The organism is Staphylococcus sp. HMSC069E10 (assembly GCF_001809205.1).
GTDB lineage: Bacteria > Bacillota > Bacilli > Staphylococcales > Staphylococcaceae > Staphylococcus > Staphylococcus hominis.
The window spans coordinates 61,557-82,407 of sequence record NZ_KV796489.1; the positions used below are offsets into that span (position 1 = coordinate 61,557).

Genomic DNA, 20,851 nt, shown 5'->3' on the forward strand with positions numbered 1-20,851 from the left:
CGTTTTTTTTAATTATCTAACACGTTAGGATAGTGTTCTTTTAAATATAATTCTAAACGACGCATACCTTCTTTTAAGACGTTCATTTCATAAGCATAAGAAATACGAATATAGCCTTTTCCTATATCTGTGAAAGAAGAGCCTGGCACCATCGCAACATGTGCTTCTTCCAGTACATTGACACAAAAGTCAAAATCATTATTAGTGAATCGTTTAATACTTGGGAAAATATAAAATGCACCTTCAGGTTGAGCTTCAAGTTCGAATCCTAGAGATAACAATTTAGCTTTTAAATAATCACGGCGTTCAATATAAGCTTCGTTCATATATTTTGGTGCTTCTAAGCCCTCATTTAATGCAGTGATACAAGCAATTTGAGCAGGAACATTAGCACAAATACAGTTATATGCATGCATGAAAGTTAATTTTTCAATTAAATATTCAGGACCGATTAAAAAACCGATACGGATGCCTGTAGCTGAATGTGATTTACTTAAGCCGCCAATGAGTAATAGTTGATCACGTATCTCTTCATATTCTGCGAAAGAAGTATGTGTTCCTGTAAACGTATTTTCAGCGTATATTTCATCACTGATAATAAATATTTCTTTAGTTTTTAAATAATGTACAAGGGCTTCAACTTCTGAGCGCTCTAATATAACACCAGTTGGATTAGTAGGGTAATTTAATAAAATTGCTTTAGTTTGATTAGTAAAGTAAGTTTCAATTAGCTCAGGTGTTACCTTAAAGTCAGAATGTGTGGTATCAATATAAATAGGTTTACCACCTAACGTTTCAACTAATGGAATATATCCGGCATAAATAGGACCAGGGATTAAAATTTCATCTCCAGGTTCGATTATACTTCTTAGCGATGTATCTAACGCTTCACTTGCACCGTTTGTAACAATAATTTCTTCTTCGCTATAAAAAAATCCATATCTACGTTTAAAATATTGACTAATCGCTTGACGCGTTTCAGTAAGACCTTTGTTATGTGAATAACTTGTTTTATCTTCACTTATTGCATTAATATATGCTTGCTTAACCACATCAGGCATTGGAAAATCAGGTTGGCCAATAGTTAAATTAACACAGTCGTCAATATTTTTTATTCGACTTGAAAACTGTCGGATACTTGGCGCTCTTAAAAACTTAGAATTTGAATTTAAAGTTAATTTCATATTTACACCTCTAAATATAATCATTCAAAGTATTATGACCTCATTACTTTGAAATAGAATATAATTATCATATCATATTTTTATTTATAATATTTAATTAATAAAATCTCATTTTCTCTCAATTTAAATAGAAAAATTAGAAATCGTGTATAATGAATAGATAATATCATATTATTAAAATGAATTTAGTCAATTTATTGAATAGTATTGTCTAATTATAAAATTAACTTTATAATATAAGCAATTACTAGAGTGGAGTAGAACAGCTATGTATAATCAACTAGAAAAACTTATTACCCTAACAAACAATGATCTTAATTTAGTAAATAGACGCTTTGGCCAACGGACTGATATAACAAATGACCAACTGGAATTATTAAGAATTCTTTATAACTATGATCGATTATCACAATATGATTTAACAATGAAGATTAGTAGAGAGCAGTCCATTGTATCTCGTTGGATAAAGAAATTAGTTCATAAAGGTTATATTACAAGTCAACAGTCACACGAAGATTTACGTTGTAAGGATTTATGTTTAACAACTGAAGCTAGAGATTTAATTAAACAAATCAATATAGCAAGATGTGAATTAATCGAAGCGAGATGTCAATGTTTAACAGAAGAGGAAATCAATAATTTGAATCATCTTTTAAATAAACTTAATAGTCGTCATCTTTATATCTAACATAGCACCCATCTTATTGTTCTTTATAACATAGTCCAATAAGATGGGTGCTTGTATGAAATATAAAATTTAGAGCAAAAAAGAATCTGAGACAGAAATAAGTGTCTCAGATTCTTTTAAGTATGGGTAGGCGATAACTGAAGGGCAACTGAATTCAGTCTCACTCCCAAGTAGTATTATTGATTAAATACTGGTATTTCAAAATATTTACCAACTGAATTAATTTGATCGTATAAGTATTTTAAACCTTCAGCATTCACATTTGCCCAATTAATATCAGTAGCATATTGATGTGTACCAGGTTGATCAGGATTCCAACGCATTTTATAAAGTGTATTTTGACCAGATTTAATATAATCTTGAGCAATAAATTTAGCTCCATCAATAATAGCTTTAGAAATACTATTCCAGCCAGATCGTTTTGCGTAATTAATTCCATTTACAAGTGGTGCATAATCATAAGCACCAATACCATATACATTATAGTATTTAATAGGGGAATTAGAAACGACTTGATTATTAACCAAATTTGCACCTTTAGCAAGTTTAGATTGGCCATTACCCGTTTCAAGTAGGGCATGAGCAATTAAGTAAATTTCATTAACACCTGTCAATTTTGCAGCATTAGCAAATGCTTGACCTTGGTTTTCTAACATTCCCTTACCTTTAAGTAGTCGATTTAAACGATCTACAGATAATGATTGTGGGCGATCTAAACGTAAAAATTGATATTTTAAAGTTGGATGTTTAGCAAGTGTTTTCGCGTTCATCGCATTTTTAATTTCACTATACGTTGCATTTGACCAACCGCTATTATTACGTTGAACTTGTGGTGGTGCACCGTAAACATTTTGTTGAATTTTAGTGACATCATCAAGTGTTCTATAGTTTTTAGATAGTTTAACTAATTGTTGTTGTAAATCGCTTTTCTTAATCCATACTGATTTACCATTACTTAATTTACCATAATACCAAGTGATACCATTTACTACTTTTCGTTTTGTAACTTGAAAAATTTGTTCATTAAATGGCTTGAGTAAGTACCCTTTAGCTGAAGTAGGGTCGTCATAGTAAAAACTATTACCATTAGTTATAACTAAATCATCGTTATAGTCTTCTACTGTATCGAAAGATGAAGCGTTAGTTAAATCATTTAGTGCAATCCAACCTGTTTGATTATTAACTGTACCGTATAAATACGTTTTACCATCAACAATTGTCGATTTAGAAGCTGTGAAAGTTTGATTAGCAATGTTGTTTTTATCTAATCGTTGTTGATTAGTGCCCCAAGCAATCGTATACAAGCCCTTATTATTTTGATTGACAGTATAAGTACCTTTCACTTTTTGTTCTTTATCTAAATTTTTAATATTTAAGTCTTTAACATTATACCAACCTAATGGGGTATTTCCAGAAGTACTAGATAATAAAACATATGTATTATCATCTAATTTTTTTTCTTTAGTTACAACATATGTTTTGTTAGCATATTGCTTTGCATGCTTACCACTTGCATCGTAAATACTTGAACGTATACCATCATTTGTTGAATTTACTTGAGCAATTTTTGAAACAGTTTGAACACTACTTGTTTTTTGACTCGTTTTTACAGTTTGAACATCGTCTGATAAAATCCAGCCCCAAACATTATTGATAACACCGTGAAGATACGTATTTGAGCCTACTTTTAAAGCGTCTATAGATTTTAGAACATCTCCCTTTGAAGGAACAGTTGCTTTAATTTGAGACGAACTGCCCCAAGGTGTTTCATATATATTACTATTTCCTTTGATATTGTAATTTTTAATACCATCATTTATAGGTGTTGTAGTTTGAATATTAATTTCTGATGAAGGAATCCAACCGTGTGATTGATTACCATTAAAGTCAGAAATCAAATAAAAGTTTTTATTATTTAATGTCGCTTTTTTAGTTACACGATAAGTATTACCGTTAATAGAAGGATTTATTTTTCCTGATGAGTCATATACTGTTGTGTAAGCACCACTATTTTTTTTAGCTACTTGTCCTAAAGTGTTATTTAATTGAGAAACATTAAGTACATTAGTTGTATCCGCTTTGTTTTGAATATCATTTAAATAATATTTACTTACCCAACCAGTTAAACCATTTACTGAACCATATACATAAGTTGATTTACCTACTTGTTGTGATGCACTCGCTTTAAATGGAGATTGATTTGATTTAGATACTGTTCCAGCAATTTGATTATAATTACCCCATGGAACCGTGTATAGTGTCGTTCCAGGTTTAATAGTATACGATTTATTTACTTTTGTTTTAGAAGTAGTATTATTATAAATCGTTTCACTTTGTTTAACCCATCCATATAATTTTCCACTATTATAATCGGATACTAGGTAATATTTATCTTTACCAAGCTGTGCAGATTTTGTAACTGCTAAAGTATTATGAACTTGATTCGTTGTTTTTCCCTTAGAATCATATACAGTAGTATAAAGACCGCTATTATCTGATTTAATTTGAGCTAAGCCATTATTAGATGTTACTGTTAATTTTTTATTATTTACACTTGGTTTAGTAGTAGGAGTTGAATTATTTGTAGATGTTGTACCCCATGGTGCAACTTTACCCATTTTAATTAAATATTTTTCGTTAATTAAATCATATAATTCATCATAACTATAATTATGATTACTCAAGTAGGCATGTGGATCAGCGTGATCTGTACCTCCAAGATAACGACTAATAGCATAATGAGTCCATACTGTTCCATTAGCATCATATTCAGCACTATTTGGTTTTAATCCATAATATTGTAATTGTGTAGCAGCGTAATCTGCATAGTTATTCATTGAACGTGCAAATGAAGCATAATCATGTGTATGGACAATTTCAACATTAATAAAACGATTATTTCCATATGGTCCAGCTCCCCAAGATAAATAATCAGTAGGGGCAGTTTCAATAATACGATTTCCATCTACAAATGCATGTACAAACGCATTTGTATAATTATTTCTCATATAATTAATTTCGCCTTCAATCGTTGAATTGTCATTTGCAGTATCATGAACGACGATGCCTTCAGGTTTTCCTACTCCATTTCGATACCCATATTTAGGGAAGTAAGATGTATAATGTTCTTCAATCGAAGGAGCTTTCAAATTATTTGAGCGAATATAATTATTAATTGAAGATTTAACTTGTGGTACATATTTTGGTAGTGAAGAAGTAGTTGAATATGTACTTACTGTAGCTGGACCACCTTTTCCACCGATACCTTTATACACTGATGATGTAGAGTCAGAGACAGATGCATCATTTGATTGAGTTGAAGTTGTAGTTTTATTATTAACATTAGTATTATTTAAAGCTGCACTGTATGCACGTACTTTTAAAGTATTATGCATTGGTGAAGTTTGAGTATTATTATTTTGAAGAGTAGTATCTTCATTGTTAACTGTAGTGTTGTCTGATTTATTTGATAAATTGTTAGACGTACTGTCACTTTCAGTAGTAGAAGTAGAAGATGTTGATACTTTATTATTGTCATTATTTGTCGTTGTCGTATCATCATCTACTTTTTGTTGCTTATTATTAACGAAAGTAGTGCTTGATTGAGTTTTTGATATGCTATTGTTTTGACTATCTACGTTATTTAATGTTGTTTTAGGCTCATCTGTATTTAACTTTTGTGTATTTGAAACTTGAGCACTTTCATTATGAGTTGGTTGTGTTTCAGTAGTTACATGATTTGAATTTATTTTATTATTAGACTCTGCTGATGTAACTAATTTAGTTGAATCAGTTGAAGTAGTAGAGGTAGTAGCTACTTCATTATTATTATGTTTTGTATTATCAGATTGATAATTTGAAATTGTATCATTGTTTTTAAGTGTATCATTAGTATTAGAACGCGTTGAGTTATTTTGAGATGACGCTGATTGATTTAAGTGATCTAATTTTGCATCATATGTGTATGTATTATTAGTAGTATTTGATTTTACTAATGTAGGGTCTTGGTAAGTTTGCACCCCAGAGATATTTTGAGCTGCATTACTGACTTGATGTTTAGCTACATTGGCATTTTCAATATTTTGTTGATCATCGATTACATTATTAGCAGCCTCTTGTTTGTTTTCAGAGGCTTCAGCATGATGTGTAGTAAATGCTGCACCAAATAAAGTAAGGGCGATCATTGATGGGAATTTAAAGCTAAATTTTTTCGACATAATAGTTGCTCCTTTTTTAATTTACTTTTTTATTATAACGTCAAGAAAAGTAAGAGTAATTATTTTTAACTAATTTGTAAACTAAATTTAATTTTGTTTTTAAAAAATATCTAGCTGGTGTAAATGGAATTCAAGTATCGAAAAATATAATTTAAATTATTTTATACATTTTAATATGAACAATATTTTCTTCTTGAAAAGGAAGACCAATACTAACATAACCTAGTTTTTCATAGAACGGTTTAGCTTGTAGTTGTGCGTTTAAAATAAGTTTATGATGATGTTTTCGTTTTGCAATACTTTCAATCGTGTTCATTAATGTTTTACCGAATCCTTTATTGCGATAAGGTTTTAAAATTGCTACACGTTCTACTTTTATACCATCTTCATATGGACGAAATCGTGCACAAGCAAATGGATGATTATCGTGATATCCAATAATATGAGTAGAAGTATTTTCAAATGCATCTAATTCGTTTTCTAATGGAACCCCTTGCTCTTCTACAAAAACTGACTTTCTAATTTCAAAACAGTCAGAAAGCATAGATTGATTAATTACTTCTCTAAACATGTGACATTTACCTACTCTCTTAAATTAAATAAACTCAATCATTGTATAGAATCATTTTATATTATTTAAATATAGAAAAAAAACTCCTTTTACTAAAAAGTAAAAAGGAGTAATAAATTATAATGCTTCTTGGCGAACAATTGCGCAATATTGCCAAAAGATCCTTAATTGTGCGATGTTCCAGTTATTCATACCCATAGTGAAACCTGAAGGTCTAAAAAGATTAACGTCTGTCACCTCTAAAGCAGCTGCAATTAAATATTGCAAAGGAATACTAATGCTTTGCATTGTTTCTGTAATTCCATTTTCATCATATACCCAAGAAAAGGGTAAATCAGATTCAAATACATCTACTTTATTAAAAATTTCAGGTAAAGCAACAATGTAACAAGCTCCATTTACAATTGGATTCACTGAATTTTCACCATAGTATACTAATAATGCCTCATAGTTTTCACGATGTTCATGATTAACATAAAAGAATTCACTTCTAAATAAAGCCATGTCTTGACTATGAATAATTTGTTGTTCTAATACGTTAAACATACCGTTAATATTAGCAATTTTTTCATATGTTTTGCGTGACATTCTACGTGCTCCTCTCAAATTAATATAATTGATTTATTTCATTTTGATTGTTGAAGTCGTTTGAGTTGTCTGGATTGTTGCTATTGACTTGATTACTCGTTTGATCTTGCTGAACCATAGTACTATCAGATGGATTTTGTTCTGATTGTGATTGCGTAGAAGGGTTAGTATCATTATTTTGAATAGAGTTTTCATCTGTTGTGGTATCTTTTTGATTATTTTCTAACAGAAACGAATCAATAGGTGTTAACGGTACTAGATTGCCATAATGTTTAATGACTCTTTCATCCAATAAATCATTCTTATCTGTTATTTTAGATAGTCCTAAATCAGAACGCAATAAATTTGAATATTTTAATATGCTCTTAATGCTAGGGTGATAATAGTAGATACCATTTAAATAATCATTGTCACCTTTAAGTTGAGACTTTTTAAAGTCTATATTATCAGATAAATAAATTGAAGCTATCGATTTAATTTCTTCTGTTGTTAGGTTATGTTTAGCATTTTTACCTACTATTTGAACGAGTTCATCTAGTCTGTCATATGAATCTAAATTTTTTGCTTTCTGAAATAAAATTTTGATTAAATCCATTTGTCTCTCGCCACGTTTTAAATCTGAATCGTGATGACGCGTGCGTGCTACAGCCAAAGCTTCATCACCATTTAATTTGTGATACCCTTTTTTAACTTTGATTCTTCCAGTATCATCTGTGTTAGGTTCATCTAAATCATAAGGTACATCGTAATAAATACCACCTAATTTATCTACCGCTTGAACAAAGGCATCCATATTAATTCGAACATAATAGTCGACAGGGACATTAAGTGTGGCTTCAACAGTATCCATAGTAGCAATAGGACCTCCATAGGCATGTGCGTGTGTGATTTTATCGTAATAACCTACTTTAGGAATATAACTGATTGTATCACGAGGAATACTTAATAAACGGATTTGTTGTTTATTTGGACTAAGTGTTGCTAAAATCATTGAATCAGTTCTTGAATGTTCAGTCGTTTGACCATTTTTACGTCTACCTTCATTATCGTCTATCCCAAGAAATAATATTGATATAGCGTTTTTAGAAGGATTTATTTTGCTATTTCTTAAAGTAGAATGACGTTTTGCATCAGATTTATTATATGAAGATTGCAAAGCATTCTCAGAATGATGATATAAATTGACAATAAAAATGACAGGAACAACAATAAGTAATAATGTTAATAGCATCATAAAATATTTTAAAAAACGATTCATAATTATGTGCTCCTATACGTATTTATTAAAAAAATAAGTTAATAATTTAATCATACCATTTTAATATAAAAGAATAATAATTATTACTCCCATAGCCATAAATTGTATTACTAATTGGCTAAAATTACAACTTAATTTTAATATAAAAAGATAATGTTTAAAAACTTTTATTTACAATGAAGCAGGCTTGAAAATTTACTTTATCGGTCTAAAGAATGATGTAATAAAAAATAGTCGGAGTAAGATATATTAAAGATGATATTTTAGGGGGAATAATATATAATATAATTTATTGAAAGAATAAAAAATTAATAAAATAGTGTAGAGTTAATAGTTTTTATTAAATTGTAATGAGGCAGCAAATGAAAAAAAGAATAGAAATAATAACATTAATCATAATTTTAATCATCTTAGTAACATTATTCGTTATATTCTTAATGAAAGTATATAAAACAAATCATAAAGATACAGAATATAACAAAATTAATGATAATAAAACGTATTTACAAAAAAGAGATTATCATGTATCGAAATTGCCACATTTAAAGATAATTGAAGTCGAAGAACCACATATCAAAAATATTGATGAATATTTAAAAGCAATTCATTTTAATGGGGCAGTTACAGTTCTTGAAAATGGTAAATTAAAGTTGAATAAAGGATACGGTTATCAAAATTTTCATCATAAAACTAAAAACTCACCAAATACAATGTATTTAATTGGTTCCGCACAGAAATTTACAACTGGATTAATTCTAAAAAAATTAGAAAATGAAAATAAAGTGAATATAAATGATTCTGTCACTAAATATTTACCTTGGTTTGAAACGACAAAAAAGATAACTTTAAAAGATCTAATGTTACATAGAAGTGGGCTATATAAATTTGAAGCTTCTCCTAAAACTAAAAGTCTTGATGGTGCAGTACATGCAATACAAGCAAGGGGAATTGATGAAAAATTTTATCATAAACATTTATATAATGATGCTAATTACTTAGTGCTTGCTCAAGTAATAGAAGTAGTCACACATAAACCCTATGCTGCGAATTATTATGATGATTTAGCACAACCATTTAGTTTACAACATAGTGCTTTCTTTAATGAAAAACCATATAAAAAATATATGGCTACAGGATATAAAATGATTGACGGTAAATTAACTGCTATGAAACCAAATATATTAGCTCAATATTATGGAGCAGGTAATTTATATATGACAACATATGATATGGCTCATTTAGTAAATAATTTAAAAAATAATAATATTTTTAGTGAATCAGTGTCAACACCACTGACTCAGCAATTAGGAACAACAGCATATCCTGAATCTTATCGTTACGGATTTTATGTTACACCGCAATATAACAGAATTAATGGTGTATTCTATGGACAAATATTTACCGTCTATTTCAATCAACATTATGTCATCGTACTTGCTTCAAATATAGGTGATAATTCTAAAGTAACAAATGAAAATCGCATCTCATATATTTATCATAAAATACTAAATCAACAATCTTATTATCAATAAGAGTAAAATTAAATATTAAAAGGTCGGAACATTAATTGTTTCGACCTTTAATTTTTTAAAGTATTTAAAAATATTGTTTTATAATGTTCATTTATACTTGATACGACTACAGAACAATTAGGATAGGAAGATTCAAAATCAACTACAGTAGCACCACGAGTCAGTGACCCTTGTAATTCAATTTGCACATCTGCTTCTTTAATTTCATAACTCTTAGGATCAAGTAAATAAAGAATCGTAAATGCATCATATAGTTTTATTCCTTCTTTAAAATCTTCACCGCGATAGTGTTGGAAAATATGATACAACATTTGTGTTGTGTTGTTTTTATCTTTAAGAGTGTCTAAATAAGAATGAGTAAATAATGATTGACGCGCTAAATCTAAGCCAATCATCGTTAAAGGTAAACCAGCATTAAAAACGATATGAGCTGCTTCAGGATCACAATAAATATTAAATTCAGCTAGGGGAGTAACATTACCTCTTCCAGTACTACCACCCATCATAATAATTTCTTTAACATGGTTTTTGCATTCAGGATACGTATTAAAAAGTAGAGCTATATTTGTTAAAGGGCCTAAAGTTACAAGAGTAATAGGTTCATTAGAATGACTTAATATCTCATTCATAGCTTCTACAGCATGAGAAGACGCTAAATCTGAAGTAGAAATTGTAGGGAATTGATAGCCATCCATACCACTTTCTCCATGAATATGACTAGCATCTTGTATTTCACTTATTAATGGTTGAGAAGCTCCTCTATGAATAGGGACCTCACTGTTGAAAAAGGCTTTTAATTTTAAAGCATTCGCTGTGGTTTTCTCAACACCTACATTTCCATTTACAGTAGAAATCATTTTGACATCAAATTTTGTATGAGATAATGCAAGAGCGATTGCTGCTGCATCATCTATACCTGGATCAGTATCAATAATAATAGGTAATGACATGAATACACCTCCAAAGATTTTTACTTTTTCTTATATCTATCATACACAAAGAAGTAATTAATATAAACAAAACAAAAAGCCTGTACAAGTTAAAAAACTCGTACAGGCTTTTTAAGAAAGGTAGAAATTGAATTATAAGTGACTAGAATGTCCACCTTGCATAACCCAATAAGTACCAATAACTGTGATTAAAGTAATAATAATCGCAAAGATAACTTTGGCAGATTGTAAACGTCCATCTTTACCTTCAGTTAAGTGCATGAACATTAATAATTGTAATGCAGCTTGGATGAAAGCAAAACCAAAGATAATTGTTGTTTTAGCATGGAATGTCATGTTTGTGTATAGAGTTACAAAAACTGCTAATAACGTTAAAACGATTGAAGCAATAAAGCCAACTGTATGTTTTACGATTGTGTTCATCCGCTATACACCATCCCTATCATATATACGGCAGTAAAGATGAAGATCCATACAACATCTAAGAAGTGCCAGTATAAACTTACTATAAATAATTTTGGAGCATTAAATTTATTTAATCCACGTGTTGCTACTTGGATTAATAAACAAATAATCCAACCGATACCTAATGAAACATGGGCACCATGTGTACCTAATAGGATGAAGAAACTTGACCAGTAAGAGCCTACTTTAGGTGTTACACCTTCAGAAGCATAATGTGCAAATTCATAAATTTCGAATCCGACAAATACTAAGCCAAGGATTACTGTTAAAATCATCCAAAACATCATTTTACCTTTTTCTTCTTTACGTAAGTAGTAAATTGAAATACCACAAGTATAAGAACTGATTAATAAGGCAAATGTCATGATTAGGACAAGTGGTAATTCAAACAATTCAGTTGTCAATTTACCACCGTAACCGCCCCCATGTTGCAACGTTAATAACGCTGCAAATAGGGTACCGAATAATGCAAATTCGGCTGTAAGGAAAATCCAGAAGCCAAGTTTATTCAATTGACCTTCATGCGTACGTGAATCAATAGTGTTTGTATCATGACTCATGACCTACAGCCTCCCTTTCTTTAATACGTGCTTCTCTTAAACGTGCTTCGTTTTCAGCAACTTCAGAAGCTGGAATATGATAACCGTGATCTTGTACGAAACTTTGATAAATCATAGTTCCGAAGATACCAGCTACACAAATTAGGAATGGAATGATAGATTCGAAGATTAAGAAGAAACCACCAACTAACATGAATATACCCATAAATACACCAGTATGTGTGTTGTTAGGCATATGAATGTCTTTGTAGTTATGATTGTCTAAGAAATGACGACCATGTTCTTTCATATCAACAAATGTATCATAGTCATTCCAATCTGGAGTGATTGCGAAGTTGTATTTAGGTGGAATAGCAGAAGCTGTTGACCACTCTAAAGTACGACCTAAACCATCCCAGTTATCTCCAGTTGCTTCACGTGGAGATTTAATGTGGCTGTAGATAATGCTTGCTACTAAGAATAGGAAGCCGACTGCCATCATTAATGCACCGATAGTTGAGATGAAGTTTAATAACCACCAACCATCAGATGGCATATATGTGTATAAACGACGTGGCATACCGTCTAAACCAAGAATGAATTGTGGTAAGAAACATACGTTAAATCCAATCATGAATAACCAGAATGCCCATTTATTTAATTTTTCATTTAATTTGTAACCCATCATTTTAGGATACCAGAAGATTAAACCAGCTAGACAGGCAAATACTACACCAGTAACCAATGTATAGTGGAAGTGAGCTACTAAGAAATAAGTGTTGTGATATTGATAGTCAGCTGATGCCATTGCTAACATTACACCAGTAACCCCACCTAATAAGAAGTTAGGGATAAAGGCTAATGAGAATAACATTGGTGACTCAAAAGTAATACGTCCTTTATATAATGTTAATAACCAGTTAAATAATTTAACTCCGGTAGGTACACCGATTAACATTGTTGAGATTGAGAAGAATGAGTTAATTAAAGCACCATTACCCATTGTGAAGAAATGGTGAACCCAAACTAAGAAACTTAAGAACGCGATACCAGCAGTTGCCCACACCATACTTTGGTGACCGAATAAACGTTTACGAGCAAATGTTGGAATAATTTCTGAATAAATACCAAATGCAGGCAAGATAACGATATAAACTTCAGGGTGCCCCCATACCCAGAAGAAGTTTGCCCATAACATTGGCATACCGCCATCTGCTACTGTAAAGAAATGAGTTCCGAATACTCTATCAGCTGTCATTAAAGCAAGAACAACTGTGAATACTGGGAATGCTAAAATTACGATTAATGTCGTAATAAAAGTAGTTACAGTAAACATAGGCATTTGCATAAACTTCATAGTAGGTGTTTTACATCTAAGTATTGTTACAAAGAAGTTAATACCTGTCATTAAAGTACCGATACCTGAAATTTGAATTGCTACTAAGTAGTAGTTAACTCCTGGACCAGGACTAAATTCTCCTGCTAGTGGAGCATAGTTTGTCCAACCAGCTGCTGGTGATCCACCTACGATAAATGATAGGTTAAATAAAATCATACCAACAAAGAATAACCAGAAGCTGATGTTGTTCATTACAGGGAATGCCACATCACGAGCCCCAATTTGTAAAGGAACAACAACGTTCCATAAACCGAAAACGAATGGCATAGCCATAAAGATAATCATGATAACGCCGTGCGTACTAAAAATTTCGTTATAGTGATTTGATTCCAAGAAAGTATTATCCGGAATAGTTAATTGAGTACGAAGTAATAACGCATCAATACCACCACGAACGAACATTAATACTGCACAAATTAAGTACATTAAACCGATTTTTTTATGGTCTACGGATGTGAACCATTCTTTGTATAGATATTTCCATAATTTGAAATAAGTAATTACTGCGATTAAACCGATAACTAAGAATGGAGCACCAATTTGTGCCATAGTAATCATCCAGTTACCTTTAACGAGTAATTCATCCCATGGAAAATTCATTAATGTTCACCTCCATGATCATTATCTGCTTTAGACGCATTCTCGTCTTTAGCTCCTTTATTGATTTTTTCCATTTCCTTAGCGTTGTGAGTTTCTTCATCTTTGAACTCACTATCGTAAGGGTCATCGTTGCCTAAAATCATTGGCTTCATACCATGACGAGGATAGTTGACATTTGTAACTGTTACCTTACGAGCTGGTTTTTGAGGTTTATCTGTTACATCTTTGTAAAGATCTTTTTCAGCAACGAAGTTAGGATCTTTTTGAGTATAGTTGTAACGTTTATATGCATAGAAGATATACTCTGGATCAGCTGCAGGATCGACAAATGCCATGTGAGTACCACTAAATGTTAATTCTTTATTTGGAGTACTTGGTAAGATTTGTTTATCAAACTCATCTTGGCTAATAGTTTTCTTACTTTTAGCATCTTTAACCCAAGCATCGAAATCTTTTTGGTCTACAGAGTGAACTTTAAATGTTTGGCGAGAGAAACCTTCACCATTGAAGTTAGAGTTACGTCCTCTGAATGTACCAGCTTGATCGGCTGTTAAAGTCCAATTCATTGTCATGCCAGTCATGGCATATTTTTGACCACCTAATTGAGGAATCCAGAAACTAGTCATTGTATCCATAGATTGTAATTTAAATACCACTGGACGGTTTTTAGGAATAGTTAATGTATTCACTGTTTCAACCTTTTGTTCTGGATAAGCAAAGAACCATTTATATCCGGCACTAACTGCATAGACAACTAATGGATCTTCCTTACTTTCAGGTGGTTTCTCGTAATCGTATAATGTTTTAACTGTTGGAATAGCTAAAGCAATTACGATTAAGATTGGTACCACAAACCAAATTGTTTCAATTAAAGAATTGTGGTGCATCTTACCAGATTCGTCATTTTTATTGTAACTATACTTGAAAATAAAAACAGCGAACATAGTAAGTACAACAGCAACAATAACAAGCATGAAGATGATTGAGTAAATAATCAAGAACTTCTGACTACTTGCTACTGGCCCTTTTGCATTAAACACTTCTATGTTTGAACAACCACTAAGTAAAATTAGTGTGCCAAACATAAGAAGCAACGACTTAAATTTTGACACTTTTTTGACCTCCTAATACTACAAATGTAGGGCTTACCATTAATTTTAGTTTATTACGCGATATTTACAAGACCTTATTAGAAAAAAATTACAATAATAAATAGGAAAAAACTAGTAACAATAGGAATGACGGGGAATGTAAGGTTTGTTAAAATTATGTGTCTATTCTGTGAAAAATGTCAAAAATAGAAAATTGTTCGTTACATTTGAGAAACATTATCAATTCTAGCGTTTACAATAAAAATTAAATAAAAAAGACGAGATATTCATCTCGTCTTTTTCAGAAAATTGACACATTTATTTAACTTTTATGTAACGTGTTGATGATTCTTCGGCTCCCTCTGAGTCGATGACATTATATCTTACTTTATAAGTACCTACTTTTGACGTATCTACGTGACCATCAACTGTAATTTTATGTGTTAAATCACCATCTTCTTTATCATAGGCACTAATTCCATTTAATACATTATAATCTTGACCTTTTTCAATAACAATATCGTTTACTCCTTTAAGCTGTGGAGTATGATTTGAAGTAGCTTCTGCACTTAAATTTGGAGTCACAAGAGTAGCGGAGACACCGAGAGCTGAAAGAGATTGTATGAGTTTATTCATTACGTTAACCTCCGAATGTAATAAGTCATTTGAATAATTTAACTATACTTTAATTTCTGATTTTTAACATCATACTATAGTCTTAATATAGCTTATTCAAGATTAAATTTAAATGAACTTAAGATAAATAAATATTAAATTTATGTAAAATGAAAGTTCTGTGAATTTAAAAAAATCTATATTACATTATAATAAGTATTGTACTAAAATATATTTGTAGTAAATAAATATATTTTACACATATAATTTTAAGTAGGAGTGGATTTGAATGTTAACAGAACAAGAAAAAGGAATTGTAAAAGAAACTGTTCCAGTATTACAAGAAAGAGGAACAGAGATCACTTCTTATTTTTACAATAGAATGTTTCAACAACATCCAGAGTTAAAAAATATGTTTAACCAAACTAACCAACAAAAAGGATTCCAATCTACTGCTTTAGCTCAAAGTGTATTAGCAGCTGCAGTTAATATTGAGCATTTAGAAAATATTTTGCCAGTTGTTAAAGAAATTGCATATAAACATTGTGCGTTGCAAGTACCACCAGCTGGATATGATATCGTAGGAGAAAACTTAATTGAAGCAATTAAAGCTGTTTTAGGATTAGAAGATAGTCATCCTATTATTCAAACTTGGAAAAAAGCATATCAAGAAATTGCTGATGTATTTATTCAAGTTGAAAAAGATATTTATAGTAAAATGTTATGGGAAGGTTTCCAACCATTTAAAATAGAAAAAATTGACCAACTTTCATCTGATATTAAATCCTTTACTGTAGTATCAGATAAATATGATTTAAGTCAATTTACACCAGGAGAATATATTACAGTTGATGTAAGTAGTGAAAAAATGCCTTATCGTGCAAAACGTCACTATTCAATTGTTAGTGGCGATAACAATCATTTAACTTTTGCTGTCAAACGTGATGTATCTACAGACCATGAAGGTGAAGTTTCAACTATTTTACATGATGAATTAAAAGAAGGAAATGATATTAACTTATCAGCTCCAGTAGGTCCATTTGGTGTGGTTAACCAAAATCAACCACAAGTATTTATTGGTGCGGGTATTGGTGTCACACCACTTGTTTCAATGTTTGATAAAGTAGCTGAAAATGGAAGTCATGCACAGTTTATTCAAGTAACTGGAGACGTTAACGATACACCATTCACTTCTCATTTAAAAGATATTTCAAAACGCTACGACAACGCGAAATATGAATTATATGATAGACAAGCTAAAGGTTATTTAACTAAAGAAACTCTTGAAAATTATGTGAATAATGATAGTGAAGTATATGTTTGTGGAAGTGCTAAATTTATTCAATCAGTGATTGAAGTATTAAAAGAAATAGGCGTAAGCCAAGAACATATTCATTATGAAACATTTGTTCCAAAATTAAGTGTTTCAGTATAAATGTAATATATTATTAAAAAAAGAGAGAGGCATAATTAATTTGAAATTATGTCTCTCTCTTTTTTAATAATAAACGTTTGAATTTAAATTATTCAATGCCTCTACGCATTTTTTCAGCTAATAATGTATTATTTAAAACCATCGTAATAGTTAAAGGACCTACACCGCCTGGTACTGGAGTAATAGCACCTGCAATTTCTTTTACTTCTTCAAATTCAACGTCACCTTTTAGTTTGCCATTTTCATCAGGAGTATTACCTACATCCACAATCACTGCGCCTTCTTTTACATCGTCTTTAGTAACTAATCCAGGTTTACCTACTGCACTGACGATAACATCTGCATGTTTTAAATGGCTATGCATATCTTTAGTACGTGAATGTAAGATTGTTACTGTCGCATTTGCTTGTAATAATAACTTAGACACGGGTTGACCTACAATGTGACTTCGGCCAATTACGACAGCATTTTTACCTTCTAAATCGATATCTGCATGTTTTAAAATTTCCATAATTCCTAATGGTGTACAAGGAACAAACGTTTGTTCATCAATGTATAATTTACCAATGTTTGATGGGTGAAAACCATCAACGTCTTTTTCTGGATTAATTGCTTCTAAAATTTTTTGTTCGCTAACCTGTTTAGGAAGAGGTACTTGGACTAAAATACCACTTACCGAATCATCATTATTTAAACGATCTAGTTCTTTTAATACGTCTTCTTCAGAAGTATCTTCAGATAAATGAACAATTTCAGATATCATCCCTATTTTTTCAGCAGCTTTCTTTTTAGAATTAACATAGCTTTGACTTGCACCATCATTCCCAACTAAAATAACGGATAATTTTGGTGTATATCCCTTTTCTTTTAAAGTTTCAACTTGGTCTTGCAACCCTTGTCTATAATCTTTTGCAATATGTTTCCCATCTAAAATTTTTGCAACCACAAAAAACTCCTCCTTGTTTATTAAACATCTGTCTATAGATTAACTTTAAAGGTATAAAAACGTCAAATTTTAGCTAAAAAGCGTAAATTAAGTTAAGAAACATAGATAAAGTTCGATTTTTGATTGAAATTAAATCTTATACTTGGTATGCTATACGTGTAATATACAACTAATAAGATTTATATTTTAAACTTTGAAAGGGTGTACAAAGTGAAAGTAGCAGTCATTATGGGTAGTTCCTCAGACTGGAAGATTATGCAAGAAAGTTGTGCAATGTTAGAACAATTTGAAATACCATATGAAAAGAAAGTAGTGTCAGCACATCGTACGCCAAAGTTAATGTTTGATTTTGCAAGTGAAGCACGTACAAACGGTTATGACGTTATTATTGCTGGCGCTGGTGGTGCAGCACATTTACCTGGGATGGTTGCTTCAATGACAACGTTACCTGTTATCGGTGTACCTATTGAATCTAAAAGTTTAAAAGGACTAGATTCACTATTGTCTATTGTTCAAATGCCTGGTGGAATTCCTGTTGCTACAACGGCAATCGGTAAATCTGGGGCTAAAAATGCTGGTATTTTAGCAGCGAGAATTTTAAGTATTGGAAATGATTCAGTTCGTAAACATCTTGAACAATATGAACAATCTTTAGTAGATAAGGTAGGCGAAATGCAAGATGAACTTCAATAGATTAAAGTTCGGAGCAACAATTGGTATTATTGGTGGAGGACAATTAGGTAAGATGATGGCACAATCTGCCCAAAAAATGGGCTTTAATGTAGCGTGTTTAGATCCTAATCCAGATAGTCCATGTAAATCAGTAGCAGATGTTTTTATCACGGCAGAGTATGATGATGAAGAAGCCTTAAACAAATTGGGTCAACAATCAGATGTGATTACTTATGAATTTGAAAATATATCTGCTCAACAACTTAAGCAACTAACTCAACAATTTAACATTCCTCAAAGTTATCAAGCAATTGAATTATTACAAGATCGTTTAACTGAAAAACAAACATTAGAATCTGCAGGTACGAAAATTGTTCCTTATGTATCTTTAAAAGATGAAAAAGATTTGAATCAAGCAATTGAAACATTAAGTTATCCATTTATCGTAAAAACACGTTTTGGTGGATATGATGGTAAAGGACAAATTTTAGTGAAAAATGATTCCAATGTTGAAGAAGCTAAAGTACTTGTTTCAAAACATGAATGTGTGGCAGAAAAATTTTTAGATCTCGATCGAGAAGTATCTTTAACTGTAACGATTGGTAATCAAAAACAAATTGCTTATTTCCCACTACAAGAAAACGAGCATCGTAATCAAATACTATTTAAAACTATTATTCCAGCTAGATGCGATAAAGAGCAAGAAGCGAGAAAAGAAGTAGATAAAATAATCGAAAAAGTTCACTTTGTTGGTACTTTTACCGTGGAATTCTTTATTGATAAATCAAATCACTTATATGTAAATGAAATTGCACCGAGACCACATAACTCTGGACATTATACGATTGAAGCATGTGATTATTCTCAATTTGATACACATATCTTAGCAGTAACTGGTCAAGATTTACCTCAAGAGATTGAAATTTTAAAACCAGCTGTGATGATGAATTTACTAGGACGCGATTTAGACTTATTAGAAGATAAATTTGGAGATCATCCTGAATGGCATGTCCACATCTATGGAAAAACAGAACGAAAATCGGATAGAAAAATGGGGCATATGACCATTCTTACAAATAATGTTAATGAAACTGAAAATGAAATGTTGAAACAATTTAAAGGGAGAGAATAATCAATGTCATTACTTTATGAAGGTAAAGCAAAAAGAGTATTTTCAACTGAAACAGTACATCAGTTGAGAGTTGAATACAAAGATGAAGTCACAGCAGGTAACGGCGCCAAAAAGGATAAGATGCAAGGGAAAGGACGTTTAAATAATCGAATTACTTCAATTATTTTCGAATATTTAAATAAACATGGCCTTGAAAGCCATTTTATTAAACAGCTTTCTGAAACTGAGCAATTAGTTAAAGAAGTAAAGATTATACCACTAGAAGTAGTTGTAAGAAATATTGCAACAGGTTCTATTACGAAACGTTTAGGTTTTGAAAAAGGCCATGTATTTGATGAACCACTTGTAGAATTCTTTTATAAAAATGACGATTTAAATGATCCATTGATTACTGATGATCATGTCAAATTACTTCATATTGCTAATGATGAGGAAATTAAGGCATTAAAAGATATGGCTAAAAATATTAATAAAGTATTAATTCAATTAATGAATGAAATGGATTTAAGATTAGTAGATTTTAAAGTTGAATTTGGAAAAACAGAAAATGGTGATATTTTATTAGCGGATGAAATTTCACCAGATACTTGTCGTATTTGGGATAAATATTCAGATACGAATTTCGATAAAGATGTATATAGAAATGATACTGGTTCTTTAATAGATACGTATCAAACATTTTTGGATAAATTGGAGGAACTAAAATAATGAAAACAATTGAACTTCACATTACATTACAACCACAGGTATTGGATACACAAGGTCAAGCATTAAATCGTGCTGTGCATGACTTAGGTTATAAACAAGTTAATGACATTAGAGTAGGTAAAGTATTATATATGACTGTTGATGAAGCTACAGATGAAGCAGTAAATAATATTATTACGACATTAAGCGAAAAGTTATTTGCTAATACGGTTATTGAAGAATATAGTTATAAAATTGTTGATGAAAAGGAGAATGCATAAT

The 20,851-nt window shown here is 30.9% G+C and carries 19 protein-coding genes; 7 read left to right on the top strand and 12 right to left on the bottom strand.

Going from position 1 to position 20,851, the window contains the following annotated elements; all coding sequences use genetic code 11:
- Window positions 1–8: 8 nt before the first annotated feature.
- Entirely contained in the window at window positions 9–1,184 is a 1,176-nt protein-coding gene (locus HMPREF2561_RS07335; RefSeq protein ID WP_019835348.1) for an aminotransferase class I/II-fold pyridoxal phosphate-dependent enzyme, read from the bottom strand.
- 268 nt (window positions 1,185–1,452) lie between these two features.
- Here HMPREF2561_RS07335 and HMPREF2561_RS07340 point away from each other — a divergent pair, with 268 nt between their 5' ends.
- Window positions 1,453–1,872 (top strand): MarR family transcriptional regulator, encoded by a 420-nt coding sequence (locus HMPREF2561_RS07340; protein WP_002448073.1) that lies wholly within the window; start codon window positions 1,453–1,455, stop codon window positions 1,870–1,872.
- Between the two features lie 176 nt (window positions 1,873–2,048).
- Here HMPREF2561_RS07340 and HMPREF2561_RS07345 read toward each other — a convergent pair whose 3' ends face one another.
- From HMPREF2561_RS07345 to HMPREF2561_RS07360, 4 genes are all read right to left on the bottom strand, one after another.
- Window positions 2,049–6,089 (bottom strand): glucosaminidase domain-containing protein, encoded by a 4,041-nt coding sequence (locus tag HMPREF2561_RS07345; RefSeq protein ID WP_048762308.1) that lies wholly within the window; start codon window positions 6,087–6,089, stop codon window positions 2,049–2,051.
- Window positions 6,090–6,240: 151 nt separating this feature from the next.
- On the bottom strand, window positions 6,241–6,660 hold the full coding sequence (locus HMPREF2561_RS07350) for a GNAT family N-acetyltransferase (protein WP_017175782.1): 420 nt from the start codon (window positions 6,658–6,660) through the stop codon (window positions 6,241–6,243).
- A 117-nt stretch (window positions 6,661–6,777) separates the two neighbouring features.
- On the bottom strand, window positions 6,778–7,248 hold the full coding sequence (locus HMPREF2561_RS07355) for a DUF2538 family protein (RefSeq protein WP_002448219.1): 471 nt from the start codon (window positions 7,246–7,248) through the stop codon (window positions 6,778–6,780).
- A 19-nt stretch (window positions 7,249–7,267) separates the two neighbouring features.
- A complete protein-coding gene (locus tag HMPREF2561_RS07360; protein WP_048762311.1) occupies window positions 7,268–8,506 on the bottom strand; it encodes an LCP family protein in 1,239 nt (412 codons plus the stop codon).
- A gap of 362 nt (window positions 8,507–8,868) precedes the next feature.
- Here HMPREF2561_RS07360 and HMPREF2561_RS07365 point away from each other — a divergent pair, with 362 nt between their 5' ends.
- Complete coding sequence (locus tag HMPREF2561_RS07365; protein ID WP_048762313.1) at window positions 8,869–10,038, top strand: serine hydrolase domain-containing protein; 1,170 nt, start codon at window positions 8,869–8,871, stop codon at window positions 10,036–10,038.
- A 47-nt stretch (window positions 10,039–10,085) separates the two neighbouring features.
- Here HMPREF2561_RS07365 and rihC read toward each other — a convergent pair whose 3' ends face one another.
- The 6 genes from rihC to HMPREF2561_RS07395 all read right to left on the bottom strand — a co-directional run bounded on the left by rihC (window position 10,086) and on the right by HMPREF2561_RS07395 (window position 15,718).
- Complete coding sequence (rihC, locus tag HMPREF2561_RS07370) at window positions 10,086–10,988, bottom strand: ribonucleoside hydrolase RihC (protein ID WP_017175779.1); 903 nt, start codon at window positions 10,986–10,988, stop codon at window positions 10,086–10,088.
- Window positions 10,989–11,120: 132 nt separating this feature from the next.
- The gene (qoxD, locus tag HMPREF2561_RS07375) at window positions 11,121–11,411 is read right to left on the bottom strand and encodes a cytochrome aa3 quinol oxidase subunit IV (RefSeq protein WP_002448242.1); all 291 of its coding nucleotides are present in this window, start codon (window positions 11,409–11,411) and stop codon (window positions 11,121–11,123) included.
- Window positions 11,408–12,013, bottom strand: coding sequence for a cytochrome aa3 quinol oxidase subunit III (gene qoxC / locus HMPREF2561_RS07380; RefSeq protein ID WP_017175778.1), 606 nt, complete (start codon window positions 12,011–12,013; stop codon window positions 11,408–11,410). Before qoxC ends, qoxD begins: the two co-directional genes overlap by 4 nt.
- On the bottom strand, window positions 12,003–13,991 hold the full coding sequence (gene qoxB, locus HMPREF2561_RS07385) for a cytochrome aa3 quinol oxidase subunit I (protein ID WP_017175777.1): 1,989 nt from the start codon (window positions 13,989–13,991) through the stop codon (window positions 12,003–12,005). The genes qoxC and qoxB overlap by 11 nt, the downstream gene beginning before the upstream one ends.
- Window positions 13,991–15,103 carry a cytochrome aa3 quinol oxidase subunit II gene (gene qoxA / locus HMPREF2561_RS07390; RefSeq protein ID WP_048762314.1) on the bottom strand — a complete coding sequence of 371 codons (1,113 nt, stop codon included), beginning with the start codon at window positions 15,101–15,103 and terminating at the stop codon, window positions 13,991–13,993. Before qoxA ends, qoxB begins: the two co-directional genes overlap by 1 nt.
- Before the next feature lie 297 nt (window positions 15,104–15,400).
- Window positions 15,401–15,718, bottom strand: a complete 318-nt coding sequence (locus tag HMPREF2561_RS07395) for a DUF5011 domain-containing protein (RefSeq protein WP_017175775.1) — start codon at window positions 15,716–15,718, stop codon at window positions 15,401–15,403.
- 268 nt (window positions 15,719–15,986) lie between these two features.
- Between HMPREF2561_RS07395 and HMPREF2561_RS07400 the strand changes: the two genes are divergently transcribed.
- Window positions 15,987–17,132, top strand: a complete 1,146-nt coding sequence (locus HMPREF2561_RS07400) for a globin domain-containing protein (RefSeq protein WP_017175774.1) — start codon at window positions 15,987–15,989, stop codon at window positions 17,130–17,132.
- Window positions 17,133–17,220: 88 nt separating this feature from the next.
- On the opposite strand, the gene folD is transcribed toward HMPREF2561_RS07400, so the two are convergent.
- A complete protein-coding gene (folD, locus tag HMPREF2561_RS07405) occupies window positions 17,221–18,078 on the bottom strand; it encodes a bifunctional methylenetetrahydrofolate dehydrogenase/methenyltetrahydrofolate cyclohydrolase FolD (protein WP_017175773.1) in 858 nt (285 codons plus the stop codon).
- Between the two features lie 210 nt (window positions 18,079–18,288).
- Here folD and purE point away from each other — a divergent pair, with 210 nt between their 5' ends.
- From purE to purS, 4 genes are read left to right on the top strand one after another with little or no spacing between them, the layout of a single operon-like run.
- A complete protein-coding gene (gene purE, locus HMPREF2561_RS07410; RefSeq protein WP_002448044.1) occupies window positions 18,289–18,771 on the top strand; it encodes a 5-(carboxyamino)imidazole ribonucleotide mutase in 483 nt (160 codons plus the stop codon).
- Complete coding sequence (gene purK / locus HMPREF2561_RS07415; protein WP_017175772.1) at window positions 18,758–19,882, top strand: 5-(carboxyamino)imidazole ribonucleotide synthase; 1,125 nt, start codon at window positions 18,758–18,760, stop codon at window positions 19,880–19,882. Before purE ends, purK begins: the two co-directional genes overlap by 14 nt.
- A gap of 3 nt (window positions 19,883–19,885) precedes the next feature.
- Window positions 19,886–20,590 carry a phosphoribosylaminoimidazolesuccinocarboxamide synthase gene (gene purC / locus HMPREF2561_RS07420; RefSeq protein WP_017175771.1) on the top strand — a complete coding sequence of 235 codons (705 nt, stop codon included), beginning with the start codon at window positions 19,886–19,888 and terminating at the stop codon, window positions 20,588–20,590.
- The gene (gene purS, locus HMPREF2561_RS07425; protein WP_002448160.1) at window positions 20,590–20,850 is read left to right on the top strand and encodes a phosphoribosylformylglycinamidine synthase subunit PurS; all 261 of its coding nucleotides are present in this window, start codon (window positions 20,590–20,592) and stop codon (window positions 20,848–20,850) included. Before purC ends, purS begins: the two co-directional genes overlap by 1 nt.
- The last annotated feature ends 1 nt before the right edge of the window (window position 20,851 follow it).